Here is a 12,861-nt window from a genome sequence, read left to right as displayed (position 1 = left end):
AACGGCTGTCGTCGTCGCCCGCAACCTCTCTTCTTCCACCTGGAGAACCCATGAAAAAGACCCTCTTGTCCTTTGTTGCGTTCGTGGCCGTTGCCGGCTGCTCGTCCATGGCGGCCGCCGACGGCCCCGTGAAGACCGTGGATGGCGTGCTCGTGGGCGCCGGCGGCATGACGCTGTACACCTTTGACCGCGACACCGCGGGCAGCGGCAAATCGGTGTGCAACGGCCCCTGCGCCACCAACTGGCCGCCGCTGATGGGCGACAAGGCCCCGAGCGCCGATTACAGCGTGATCACGCGCGATGACGGCAAGATGCAGCTGGCCTACAAGGGCAAGCCGCTGTACTACTGGGTCAAGGACACCAAGCCGGGCGACAAGACCGGCGATGGCTTCAACCAGGTGTGGCGCGCGGCGAAACCCTGACACGCCCAAACGCGTGAACCGCAGCCAGGTCGTCGAGCAGTTGCCCGCGCTGCGCCGCTATGCGCGGGTGCTCACGGGCGACGCCTGGGCCGCCGATGACCTGGTGCAGGACACGCTGGAGCGGGCCTGCAGCAAGTGGCTGCTGTGGCGCACGGGCAGCGACCTGCGGGCCTGGCTGTTCACGCTGATGCACAACCTCTACCTCAACCAGCTGCGTACGCAGCCACCGCTGCCCCACCTGGACCTGGACGAGCTGCGCGACACCCTGCAGGGCAGCGCTGGCATGGGCGACGATGCGCTGGACCTGGAGCGCTGCCTGCAGCGCCTGCCGCCCGAGCAGCGCGCCGTGCTGCTGCTGGTGACGCTGGAGGACATGGACTACGGCGACACGGCGCGCATCCTGGGCATCCCCGTGGGCACGGTGATGTCGCGCCTGTCGCGCGCGCGCAGCCGCCTGCGCCTGCTGATGGAGCGTGGCCCCCTGCCACCGCCCGATGAAGCATCTGCACCCACGACAGAACCGGCAGCGCCTGGGCAGGCAGGCGCTCCTGTCCTGCGCCGCCTCAAGTGAGGCCCGGAGCACGACGACGCCAGCCCGCCATGGACAAGCACCACCACCACCCTCCCCCCACCGCCGACGATGAAGCCGCTTGGCATGCGCTGGTGGACGGCCGCCTGTCGCCCGCGGATGCCGCTGCCCTGCGCCACCGGCTGGAGGAACAGGCCGGCGCCGGACAGACGCTGGAGCATTGGCGGCAGCAGCGCCAGCAGCTGCGCGCACTGCACCAGGGCATGCTGGCCGAACCCATACCCGAGACCCTGGTGGCGGCCGCGTTGCGCGGCGCGGCCCTGCGGGAGCGGCGCGACCGGTGGTGGCGCTGGGGTGGCATGGCGGCATCGGTGCTGCTGGCGTTTGCCCTGGGCTGGACCGGGCGCAGCCTGTGGCCCGGGCGTGGTGGCGCCGATGCCCCGGCACTGGTGCTGGCCGCCACGGGGCAGCGCTTCGCCCAGCAGGCCGCCGTGGCGCATGCCGTGTACCAGCCCGAGGTACGCCACCCCGTGGAGGTGCCCGCCGCGCAGCAGGAGCACCTGGTGCAGTGGCTCTCCAAGCGCCTGGGCCGACCGCTCAAGCTGCCCGTGCTGGCCGATGAAGGCTACGAGCTCGTGGGTGGCCGGCTGCTGCCAGGCGATGCCGGCGCGCGCGCGCAGTTCATGTACCAGAACGGCCAGGGCGAGCGCATCACCCTGTACCTGGGTGCGGTCACACCGGCCGGTACCGGCATAGCAGCGGCTCCACCATCGAAGAAACCGGATGCTGGCGAAACCGCCTTCCAGTTCACCCACGATGGCCCGGTACCCGGCTTCTACTGGGTGGACCAGGGCTTTGGCTACGCGCTCAGCGGCCAGCTCTCACGCCAGCAGTTGCTGGCGCTGGCATCGGCGGTGTACCGGCAGCTGTAAGCCTTTTCAGGCAAGTGCTGCCAGGGGATGCGAATGCGCGGGCCAGGGGCTGGCGAAGAACGGGCTGACCATCTCGGGCGTGACGTCTTCGATGCGCGCGGGGTTCCACTTCGGGGCGTGGTCCTTGTCCACGGCCAGGGCGCGGATGCCCTCCACCGTTTCGCTCTGGCCGGGGCGCAGGTAGAAGCAGTGGCGCACCATGTCGCGCTCCATGCGCAGGTCGTCGGCCAGGCCCATGCCCCGCGCGCGGCGGATCTGCTCCAGCACCACGTGCAGCATCAGCGGTGAGCGCTTGCGCAGCGTGGCGGCGGTGGCACGCGCCCAGTCAGAGTCCGCGGCTTCGAGGGCGCGCACGATCTCGCCCACAGTGGGCAATGAGAAATAGGCCTCGGCCTGGGCCAGGGCCACCGGCGCGGTCTGGCCCTTGGACTGCAGGTGCGAAACGACGAAGGCCTTGACCGCCTCGGCATCGGCAAACGGCTGCGTGCCCAGGGCCTCCCACACGGGGGCCTGCTGGTCCACGGGAATGCAGCCGTCGGCCAGGTTGCAGGCAATGGCTGCGTCGGCACCGATGGTGTCGCCCGTCAGGGCCAGCCACTCGCCCGCGCTGCCGGGGCAGCGCGACAGGAAGTAGCCGCCGCCCACGTCGGGAAACAGGCCGATGGCCGTCTCGGGCATGGCCATCTTGGTGCGCTCGGTCACCACGCGCAGCGCAGCGCCCTGGCTGATGCCCATGCCGCCGCCCATGACGATGCCGTCCATGAAGGCAATGTAGGGCTTGGGGTAGTTGTGGATCAGGTGGTTGAGCGCGTATTCCTCGGTGAAGAAGTCCTCGAGCTGCGGGTTGCCCTGGCTGCCCGCCTGGTGCAGAAAGCGGATGTCGCCGCCGGCGCAGAAGGCGCCGAAGGGGCCTTCCTTGTTGCTGCCGCGGATGGCCACGGCCAGCACCGCGTCATCGTGCTGCCAGGCGAGCAGGATGGCCATGAGGTCGCGCACCATGCCCAGCGAGAGCGCGTTGAGCGCGCGCGGGCGGTTCAGCGTGATGAAGCCCACCTGGCCGCGCACTTCGCTCAGCACCTCGGGGGCTGCTGCAGCCACTGCCTTATTCGTCGTCGTCTCCGTCATCATTGTTGTTCCTTCCAAGCCAACAGTTCATTGAAAACCAGCGCGCCGATGACCAGCGCTCCACCTGTGAGCACGGCGGCGCCGGGCTCTTCGCCCGCGCCCAGCCATGCCAGCAAAATACCAAAGATCACTTCGAGCAGGCTCAGCAACGCAATCTCGGGCGCCTTGAGCACCTGGCCGCAGCGCACCGCCAGCACGCAGGGGATGGCCAGTTGCACCACGCCCAGCAGGGCCAGCAGCGCCAGGTCGTGCGCCGAGGCCTCGAACGGCAGGGCCAGTGGCAGCGTGGCCACCACCGACAGCACCGCACCCACCAGCACGGCGGGCACCAGGTCCACCGTGTGCCCATGGCGCTGGGAATGCTGCACCACCGTCCAGTTCACGGCGCCGGCAATGGGCACGCACAGCGCGACCAGCGTGCCCGCCAGGGGCAGCCCGGCCATCTGCGCGCCGTACATCCACGCAATGCCCAGGCCGGCCACGCCAATGGCCACCCAGGTGCGCGGCGCGATGTGGTGGCCGATGAAGATGCGCGCCAGCAATGCCGTGAGCAGCGGCGCCACGGCCATGGTCACCAGCACGTTGGCCACGGGCATGAGCAAAATGGCGACCATGAAGGCGGTGAACATCACCGCCCAGCACAGGCCGGCGGTCCACAACGCGATGCCGCTATTGCGCATGGAGGCGAACACCGCCCGCCCCTGCAGCAGCGGCAGTATCACCAGCAGCGCCACCAGCGTGAACAGGCTGCGCCAGAAGGTGACCTCGAAGCTGCGCGCGGCCTCCAGGTGGCGCGTGACGACGCCGGCGATGGACCACATCAGGGTCACCACCACCATGAGCCACACGGCCCGACCGTGCGTGAGCGCCAAGACCCTAGCGCCGGCCATAGTAGCTGGTCAGGCGCTCTTCGAGCACGCTGCTGTCGAACTGCCACCACAGGCCCGCCAGACCGCGCCGCACGGGCAGTTCCACCGTGGCGGCAGGGCGCAGGCTCAGCCAGTAGCCGATGGCCTGGCGCGGCTCGACGGCGGGGATGCCCTCCCCCTGCGGCGCCTGCAGCAGCACGCGCGGCGGCGATTGCACGGGTGGTGCCACGGCGAACACCACGCTACGCGGAGCCTGCGTGGCCCAGGTCCACAACAAGGGCAGAGAAGGCGCACACAGGCCCGCAGGCACTGCGGTCAACGCCGCGAGCAGCACCTGGGTGGTACGAAAGCCGACGCGCTCCGACGCCGTGGGCGTGCCTCGGCCATGGACCAGGGTGCCTTCGGGCCACAGCCAAGCCAGCACGAGAAGCGCGGAGCAGGCTGCCGCAGCCCACCAGATGGCGATGGGGGGCGAGACGAAGTAGTGCTGGTGGCGCATGGCATGGAACAGCGCTGCGGCCGCGGCCAAGGCCACGAAGAAACCGAAGACCACTGCCTTCATGCGCGGGTAGGCCATCAGGTCCGCGCCCCCGAACGCGCTGGATGGTTTGCCGTCTGGACTCGGCACCGGCACACTGCGCTCGCGCAACGCGCGTACCAGGGGAAGGTCTTCGAACATCTGCTGCACCACGGGCAGATTTTTGGCAGAGTTCCAGAGCACCAGGCCAGCCACGCTGTGTGGCTGGACACCGGACTCCTGCTCGAGCACCCCCGGCAGGTACCAGCGCGCAGGCGACAGGCCCAGGCGTGCACCCTTGCTCCAGGTCAGCCGCAGCGTGGACAGGGGATTGGCCGGCACAGGCGCGCCGCCCAGTTTCCACTGGACCGCGCCGCTGCGCAGGGCCTGCAGATCCAGCTGCCAGTCGAGCCAGCGCCACACAACGGGCAGGCCGGACGTGTAGCGCAGGGATTGGTCATCCAGCACCAGGCGCGCGCGCTTTCGGTGCAATGCCAAGCCGAGCACGATGGACAGGAGCAGCAGGAGCTGCAGGGCGTGGAAGACCAGGCGTTGGCTGTCCATGCGCTGCCACGCCGTGGCCGAACGACTGGCCAGCACCTGCCACTGGAATGGCTGGCCTGGGGCGGTCACCAGGCTGGCCAACACCATGGCCAGCGAAACGGCCAGCACTGCGACCAGGACGGCACCAACCACCCAGCCCAGCCGGCGCCGCTGGGTGCGCTGCGCCGCCGTGCCCGTGTGGTAATCCCGCGCCTGAAAGACAAGGGGCGGGGCCAGCCCCGAAGGCTGGCGCGCCCCTCTCACCAGGCCGTGCAGCCTGCTGTGTGGTCATCTGTGCAGCCGCGGCCCGCAGATCAGGAACGGCCTGCGCGCTTGCGCTCGTTCTCGGTCAGGTAGCGCTTGCGGATGCGGATGGACTTGGGCGTGATCTCGACCAGTTCGTCGTCCTCGATGAATTCCACGGCGTATTCGAGCGTGGCATCGATGGGCGGCGTGATCTTGATCGCGTCTTCCTTGCCGGACACGCGGAAGTTGGTCAGCTGCTTGGTGCGCGTGGCGTTCACGACCAGGTCGTTGTCGCGGCTGTGGATGCCGACGATCATGCCTTCGTACACAGGGTCGTTGGCCTTCACGAACATGCGGCCACGGTCGTCGAGCTTGCCCAGGGCGTAGGTGAAGATTTCACCGTCGTCCATGGAGATCAGCACGCCGTTCTTGCGGCCGCCGATGTCGCCCTTGTGCGGCTCGTAGCTGTCGAAGATGTTGCTGATCAGGCCGGAGCCACGCGTCAGGTTCAGGAATTCGTTGGTGAAGCCGATCAGGCCGCGCGCAGGGATGCGGTATTCCAGGCGCACACGGCCGCGGCCGTCCGGCTCCATGTTCACCAGCTCGCCCTTGCGCTCGCCCAGGGCCTGCATCACGCCGCCCTGGTGGGCTTCTTCGATGTCGGCCGTCACCAACTCGATAGGCTCGTGCTTGACGCCGCCCACGTCCTTGAACACCACGCGGGGCTTGGACACGGCCAGCTCGTAGCCTTCGCGGCGCATGTTTTCCAGCAGGATGGTCAGGTGCAGTTCACCGCGGCCCATGACTTCGAAGATACCTTCTTCGTCGGTTTCCTTCACGCGCAGGGCCACGTTGTGCTGCAGTTCCTTTTGCAGGCGGTCCCAGATCTGGCGGCTGGTCACGAACTTGCCTTCGCGGCCTGCCAGGGGCGAGGTGTTCACGCAGAAGTTCATGGTCAGCGTGGGCTCGTCCACCTTGAGCATGGGCAGCGGCGCTGGGTTGGCGGGGTCGGTCACGGTCACGCCGATACCGATGTCTTCGATGCCGTTGATCAGCACGATGTCGCCAGGGCCGGCCACGGGCGTCTGCATGCGATCGAGGCCCTGGAAGGTCAGCACCTGGTTGACACGGCCCTTGACGGCCTTGCCATCGGGGCCTTCCATGACGACCACGTCCATCATGGGCTTGAGGGTGCCCTGGCTGATGCGGCCCACGCCGATGCGGCCCACGAAGCTGGAGAAGTCGAGCGCCGAGATCTGCAGCTGCAGCGGAGCGTTCGCGTCACCCGAGTTCGGGGGCACGTGCTTCAAGATGGTGTTGAACAGGGCGGACATGTCGGGGCCCCACTGCTCGCCCGGTGCGCCTTCTTCCAGCGACGACCAGCCGTTGATGCCCGAGGCGTACACCACGGGAAAGTCGAGTTGCTCGTCGGTGGCACCCAGCTTGTCGAACAGGTCGAACGCGGCGTTCACGACCTTGTCGGGGTTGGCACCGGGCTTGTCCACCTTGTTGACCACCAGGATGGGGCGCAGGCCCAGGGCCAGGGCCTTCTTGGTCACGAAACGCGTCTGGGGCATGGGGCCCTCTTGCGCGTCGATCAGCAGCACCACGCTGTCCACCATGGACAGGGCGCGCTCCACTTCACCGCCGAAGTCCGCGTGACCGGGGGTGTCGACGATGTTGATGTGGGTGCCTTCCCAGCTCACGGCACAGTTCTTGGCCAGGATGGTGATGCCACGCTCTTTTTCGATCGCGTTGTTGTCCATCACCGTGTCGACCACCTTTTCGTGGTCTGCGAAGGTGCCGGACTGGCGCAGCAATTGGTCCACCATGGTGGTCTTGCCATGGTCAACGTGGGCGATGATGGCGATGTTGCGGATCTGTTTCGTCATAGTTTTTCCAATGTGCCGCTGGCTTGCAGGTGCGGCGTGCCTTCCAAAATTTGTTGAATCTCCAGCAGACTCAGGAGCCTGTCGGGCACCAGCTCCCCGCCCACGATGTGGCCCACCCCCAGCAGTGCCGGGGGGCTGTCGCCAAACACCGCCACGGCCCCGGCATCGGGCCAGGTGCCACGGCGGCGCACGCCCGACAGGAAGCGAGCGGCATTCTCGCTGTCCAGCGTGACACGCACGTGTTGTGCCAAAAGCGATTCGGGCGGCTCCAGCTGCGACAGGCGCGCGCCTTCCTCCATGGCTTCGAGCTCGGCCAGCGTGACGCAGCGCTCCACGCCGATACCGCCGGTATCGATGCGGCGCAGGAAGGTCAGGTGCGCGCCGAAGCCCAGTGCCGCGCCCACATCCTCACCCAGGGTGCGAATATAGGTCCCCTTGCTGCACTGCACCACCATTTTAAGGGCGATGGCGTCCGGATTGTCCGCCAACAAGGTGAGGGACAGCGAGTGGATCACCACGTCGCGCGCCGGCCGCTCGACCTCGATGCCGGCGCGCGCGTATTCGTACAGCGCCTTGCCGTCCTTCTTGAGGGCGCTGTGCATGGGCGGCACCTGCTGGATCGGGCCAGTGAAGCGCTGCTGCACGGCGGCCAGGCGCTCGGGCGTGAGCTCGGCCAGCACCACGGGGCGCCGCGCTATCACGTCGCCTTCGGCATCGCCGGTGGTGGTGGTGGTGCCCAGCAGGGCCACGGCCTCGTAGGTCTTGGGGGCATCGAGCTGCAGCTGGCTGAATTTGGTGGCGGCACCAAAACACAGCGGCAGCACGCCGGTGGCCAGCGGGTCGAGCGTGCCGGTATGGCCCGCCTTTTCGGCGCGCAGCAGCCACTTCGCCTTTTGCAAGGCGTCGTTACTCGACAGGCCGAGCGGTTTGTCCAGCAGCAATACCCCGTGCACAGGGCGCCGCTGCACCCTGGTGCGAGGGGCGTGCATGGGCTAGTCCTCTTTTGCGCGCGAAGAGACGGCCTTGGCAATCAAGGCGTTCATGTCGGCCGCACGTTCGGAGGTGCGGTCATACACGAAGTGCAGCGTGGGCACCGTGTGGATGTGCAGGCGCTTGAACAGGCCATTGCGCAGGAAACCCGCCGCCTGGTTGAGCGCCGCCTGCGTTTCCACAGGGTCACCCACCAGCAGGCTGAAGAACACCTTGGCGTGCGCGTAGTCGGGAGTCACCTCCACGCCCTGCAGCGTCACCATGCCCACGCGCGGGTCTTTCAACTCGCGCGCGATCAGCTCCGTCAGATCGCGCTGGATCTGATCGGCCACCTTGAAGGCGCGGTTGGGGGTGGCGGATTTCTTTGCAGCCATGTCGTCGTCGTGTCCGCTTCTTACAGCGTCCGTGCGATTTCCTTGATTTCAAAGAACTCGAGTTGATCGCCTTCCTTGATGTCGTTGTAGTTGCGCAGCTTGATACCGCACTCGAAGCCTTCCTTGACTTCGCGCACATCGTCCTTGAGGCGGCGCACGGACTCGACCTCGCCGGTGTAGATGACCACGTTGTCGCGCAGCAGGCGGAACTTGCAGTTGCGCGTGACCTGGCCGGAGGTGACGTACGAACCCGCCACCGTACCGATCTTGGAAGCCACGAACACGGTACGGATCTCGGCCGTACCGATGGCCTCTTCGCGCTGCTCGGGCGCCAGCATGCCGGACATGGCCGCCTTCAACTCATCCACGGCGTCGTAGATGATGTTGTAGTAGTGCAATGTCACATCGCTCGACTCGGCCAGCTTGCGTGCACCGGCATCGGCGCGCACGTTGAAGCCGATGACGATGGCCTTGGAGGCGATCGCCAGGTTGACGTCCGATTCGCTGATGCCGCCCACGCCGGCATACACCAGCTGCACGCGGATCTCCTCGGTGGAGAGCTTGAGCAGCGAGGCTGCCAGCGCTTCCTGCGAGCCCTGCACGTCCGCCTTGATGATGATGGGCAGGGTCTGCACCTCGCCCGCGGTCATCTCGGAGAACACGTTCTCCAGCTTGGCGGCCTGTTGCTTGGCCAGCTTGGTGTTGCGGAACTTGCCAGCACGGTAGGTTGCGATTTCGCGTGCACGGCGCTCATCGGAGAGCACCATGAACTCGTCACCGGCCTGCGGCACGTCGGACAGACCCTGGATTTCCACCGGGATCGACGGACCGGCCGTCTTGGCCGGCTTGCCGTTTTCGTCGAGCATGGCGCGCACGCGGCCCGAGGTCTGGCCGGCCAGCACCACGTCGCCCACCTTGAGCGTACCGGACTGCACCAGCACCGTGGCCACAGGGCCGCGGCCCTTGTCCAGCTGGGCTTCGATCACCAGGCCCTTGGCCAGGGATTCCACCGGAGCCTTGAGTTCCAGCACTTCGGCCTGCAGCAGCACCTGCTCGAGCAGGTCGTCGATGCCCATGCCGGTCTTGGACGACACGGCCACGAATGGCGAGTCACCACCGTACTCTTCGGGCACCACTTCCTCGACCACCAGCTCCTGCTTCACGCGGTCGGGGTTGGCGTCGGGCTTGTCGGCCTTGGTGATGGCCACAACGATCGGCACCTTGGCGGCCTTGGCGTGCTTGATGGCTTCCTTGGTCTGGGGCATGACGCCGTCGTCGGCCGCCACCACCAGGATGACGATGTCGGTGGCCTGGGCACCGCGGGCACGCATGGCCGTGAAGGCCTCGTGACCGGGGGTGTCGAGGAACGACACCATGCCGCGCGGCGTTTCCACGTGGTAGGCACCGATGTGCTGGGTGATGCCGCCGGCTTCGCCCGCAGCCACCTTGGCGCGGCGGATGTAGTCCAGCAGCGAGGTCTTGCCATGGTCCACGTGGCCCATGACGGTGACCACGGGTGCGCGTGGCAGCAGCTCGGCGTCCTTCTGGCCCGAATCTTCATCGGTGAAGGCTTCCGGATCGTCCAGCGCAGCCACCACGGCCTTGTGGCCCATTTCTTCCACCATGATCATGGCGGTGTCCTGGTCCAGCGGCTGGTTGATGGTGACCATCTGGCCCATCTTCATCAGGGCCTTGATGACTTCGTTGGCCTTGATCGACATCTTGTGCGCGAGCTCGGCCACCGTGATGGTTTCGGGCACGTGCACTTCGAGAATGCGCGCCTCCACCGGAGCGGATTGCTGGTGCATGTCGTCACGGTGGTCGCGGTCATTGCCACGGCGGCCACGCGGGCCTCCGCGCCAGTTGTTGCGGCCGACACCGCCGCTGCTGTCGCCGCGGGTCTTGATTTCCTTTTTCTTGGCGGTGTCGCCTGCCCAGCTGGAGGACAGCTTGGCCGACTTCACTTCCTTGCCGGCACCGGCGGCACCACCCGCAGGGGCGGCAGCAGGCGCGCCTGCACGTGCAGAGGCACCCGTGCCCGTACCCACGGCGGGCTTGTGCAGCGTGCCCTTCTTGGCGTCGCCAGCGGCTGCGGGCTTGGCCACAGGCTTGGGCTCTTCGGGCTTCTTGGCCACCATGACCGCCTTCTTGGGCGTGGCCATCATGGAGCGGATCGCGGCAGCCTCGGCTTCGGCCTTGCGGCGGCGCGCGTCGAGGTCGGCCGCGCGGGCCACTTCCTCGTCGGAACGGGCCTTGGACTCGGCCGCCGCCTTTTCACGGGCTTCGGTCTGGGCAGCGGCGCGCGCGGCGGCTTCAGCCGCCTGCTCACGCGTGGCTTCCTGCTTGACGGCAGAGGCCTGGGCCTTTTTCTCGGCTTCCTGAGCGGCGTAAGCGGCAGCGCGCTCTTCGGCCTCGCGTTCGCGCTTCTCGCGCGCTTCGCGCTCGGCACGCTTTTCGGCGAGCTCGGCCTCCTGGCGGCGGATCAGCTCGGCCTGGCGGCGCGCTTCTTCCTCGCGGCGCGACAGTTCGAGGTCTTCGCTGGAGACGGCGGCTTCCTCGACCACGGCGGTGTCTTCGGACTCAGGCGAGCCCTCGACGCCGTCATCGCGCTTGATGAAGGTGCGCTTCTTGCGCACTTCCACCTGGATGGTGCGCGCCTTGCCCGTGGCGTCGGCCTGCTTGATCTCGCTGGTGGACTTCTTGGTCAGCGTGATCTTCTTGCGGTCGGCGGCCACCGTGCCGTGGCTGTTTTGCAGGTACACGAGCAGTTTTTGCTTATCGGACTCGGTCAACGCGTCCGATGGAGCGGCCTTGCCCACGCCGGCAGCCTTGAGCTGGTCGAGCAGGGTTTCAGGTGATTTCTTGAGTTCGCTGGCGAACTCGGCGACAGTGTTACTGGACATATGTGGTTCGTGCCTCCCTGACCCTTACTCTTGCTGCCCCGCGAACCAATGTTCGCGCGCCTTCATGATCAAGGCCTTGGCGTCGTCTGCGGACTGTCCGGTCAGGTCGGTCAGCTCATCAATGGCCAGGTCGGCCAGGTCGTCACGGGTATGCACACCGCCTTCGGCCAACTTGGCAATCAGCTCGGGGGTGAGGCCTTCGAGGTCGCGCAGGTCCTGGGAGACCTCTTCGACGCTTTCCTCGCGGGCGATTTCCATGGTGAGCAGCGCGTCCTTGGCACGGGCACGCAGCTCGGTGACGGTGTCTTCGTCGAAGCTTTCGATCTCCAGCATTTCCTGCAGCGGCACATAGGCCACCTCTTCCAGGCTGGCGAAACCTTCGGAGATCAGGATGTCGGCGATTTCCTCGTCCACATCGAGCTTTTCCATGAACAGCTTGCGGGCCGTGTCGGACTCGTTGGCCTGCTTCTGCGCCGATTCGGCGGCGTCCATGATGTTGATCTTCCAGCCGGTCAGGTCGGACGCCAGGCGCACGTTCTGGCCGCCGCGGCCGATGGCGATGGCGAGGTTCTCCTCATCCACCACCACGTCCATGGCGTGCTTTTCCTCATCCACCACGATGGAAGAGACGTTGGCCGGGGCCAGCGCACCGATCACGAACTGGGCGGGGTCTTCGGACCACAGCACGATGTCCACGCGCTCGCCGGCGAGCTCGTTGGTCACCGCATTCACGCGGGTGCCACGCACCCCGACGCAGGTGCCGATGGGGTCCACGCGCTTGTCGTGGCTGAGCACGGCGATCTTGGCGCGCGAGCCGGAGTCACGGGCGCAGCTCTTGATCTCCAGCAGGCCCTGCTCGATCTCGGGCACTTCCTGGCGGAACAGCTCGATCATGAACTCAGGGGCCGAACGCGACAGGATGATGGGCGCGCCGCGCAGCGTCAGGTCCACTTCCATGATCATGGCGCGCACGCGGTCGCCGCTGCGCAGGTTTTCCTTGGAGATCATCTCGCTGCGGCGCAGGCGGCCTTCCACGCGACCGGACTCGACGATGATGTCGCCCTTGTCCATGCGCTTGACGGTGCCGGTGAAGATCTTCTCGCCGCGCGACATGAAGTCGTTGAGCAGCATTTCGCGCTCCGCGTCGCGGATCTTCTGCAGGATGACCTGCTTGGCGGCCATGGCGCCGATGCGACCGATGGGCACGGACTCGACGCCCTCTTCGATGTACTCGCCGACTTCGATGTCGGGGATGCGGTCCTTGGCATCCATCAGCAGCTCTTCGGCGTCGGGGTTCTGCAGGCCTGCGTCATCAGGCACTACCAGCCAGCGGCGGAAAGTCTCATAGTTGCCGCTGTCGCGATCGACGGACACACGGATATCCACCTCGCCCTGGTACAGCTTCTTGGTGGCCTGGGCCAGGGCGGACTCCACCGCACCCAGCACCACGTCCAGCTCCACGTTCTTTTCGCGCGAAATGGCCTCAACCAACATCAACAATTCGCGATTCATGCCACGA

The 12,861-nt window shown here is 66.9% G+C and carries 11 protein-coding genes; 3 read left to right on the top strand and 8 right to left on the bottom strand.

All coding sequences use genetic code 11. The annotated features are described in order from the left end of the window. The first annotated feature begins 50 nt into the window (after positions 1 to 50). The 3 genes from AC07X5_RS24515 to AC07X5_RS24505 are packed head-to-tail and all read left to right on the top strand — an operon-like array spanning position 51 to position 1,883. A complete protein-coding gene (locus AC07X5_RS24515; RefSeq protein ID WP_409956010.1) occupies positions 51 to 422 on the top strand; it encodes a COG4315 family predicted lipoprotein in 372 nt (123 codons plus the stop codon). A gap of 13 nt (positions 423 to 435) precedes the next feature. Then, the gene (locus tag AC07X5_RS24510; RefSeq protein WP_409956011.1) at positions 436 to 993 is read left to right on the top strand and encodes an RNA polymerase sigma factor; all 558 of its coding nucleotides are present in this window, start codon (positions 436 to 438) and stop codon (positions 991 to 993) included. 29 nt (positions 994 to 1,022) lie between these two features. Next, positions 1,023 to 1,883, top strand: a complete 861-nt coding sequence (locus AC07X5_RS24505; RefSeq protein ID WP_494772237.1) for an anti-sigma factor family protein — start codon at positions 1,023 to 1,025, stop codon at positions 1,881 to 1,883. A 6-nt stretch (positions 1,884 to 1,889) separates the two neighbouring features. Here the strand turns inward: AC07X5_RS24505 and AC07X5_RS24500 are convergent, their stop codons facing one another. Genes AC07X5_RS24500 through nusA form a run of 8 tightly spaced genes read right to left on the bottom strand, consistent with a single transcriptional unit; the run spans position 1,890 to position 12,854 of the window. Next, positions 1,890 to 3,008, bottom strand: coding sequence for an enoyl-CoA hydratase/isomerase family protein (locus AC07X5_RS24500; RefSeq protein WP_494772236.1), 1,119 nt, complete (start codon positions 3,006 to 3,008; stop codon positions 1,890 to 1,892). Beyond that, on the bottom strand, positions 3,008 to 3,898 hold the full coding sequence (locus AC07X5_RS24495; RefSeq protein WP_494772235.1) for a DMT family transporter: 891 nt from the start codon (positions 3,896 to 3,898) through the stop codon (positions 3,008 to 3,010). Before AC07X5_RS24495 ends, AC07X5_RS24500 begins: the two co-directional genes overlap by 1 nt. Beyond that, a complete protein-coding gene (locus AC07X5_RS24490) occupies positions 3,885 to 5,201 on the bottom strand; it encodes a hypothetical protein (RefSeq protein WP_494772234.1) in 1,317 nt (438 codons plus the stop codon). Before AC07X5_RS24490 ends, AC07X5_RS24495 begins: the two co-directional genes overlap by 14 nt. A 50-nt stretch (positions 5,202 to 5,251) precedes the next feature. Continuing rightward, positions 5,252 to 7,075, bottom strand: a complete 1,824-nt coding sequence (gene typA, locus AC07X5_RS24485; protein ID WP_494772233.1) for a translational GTPase TypA — start codon at positions 7,073 to 7,075, stop codon at positions 5,252 to 5,254. Next, positions 7,072 to 8,064 (bottom strand): tRNA pseudouridine(55) synthase TruB, encoded by a 993-nt coding sequence (gene truB, locus AC07X5_RS24480; protein ID WP_494772232.1) that lies wholly within the window; start codon positions 8,062 to 8,064, stop codon positions 7,072 to 7,074. The genes typA and truB overlap by 4 nt, the downstream gene beginning before the upstream one ends. Positions 8,065 to 8,067: 3 nt before the next feature. After that, complete coding sequence (rbfA, locus tag AC07X5_RS24475) at positions 8,068 to 8,439, bottom strand: 30S ribosome-binding factor RbfA (RefSeq protein WP_184861186.1); 372 nt, start codon at positions 8,437 to 8,439, stop codon at positions 8,068 to 8,070. Positions 8,440 to 8,459: 20 nt separating this feature from the next. Further along, positions 8,460 to 11,342 carry a translation initiation factor IF-2 gene (infB, locus tag AC07X5_RS24470; RefSeq protein ID WP_494772231.1) on the bottom strand — a complete coding sequence of 961 codons (2,883 nt, stop codon included), beginning with the start codon at positions 11,340 to 11,342 and terminating at the stop codon, positions 8,460 to 8,462. Between the two features lie 24 nt (positions 11,343 to 11,366). Further along, on the bottom strand, positions 11,367 to 12,854 hold the full coding sequence (nusA, locus tag AC07X5_RS24465) for a transcription termination factor NusA (protein WP_494772230.1): 1,488 nt from the start codon (positions 12,852 to 12,854) through the stop codon (positions 11,367 to 11,369). Positions 12,855 to 12,861: the final 7 nt, after the last annotated feature.

Source organism: Acidovorax sp. GW458-11-26-14-TSB4, assembly GCF_059423865.1.
This window is presented reverse-complemented; position numbering and strand designations above follow the sequence as displayed.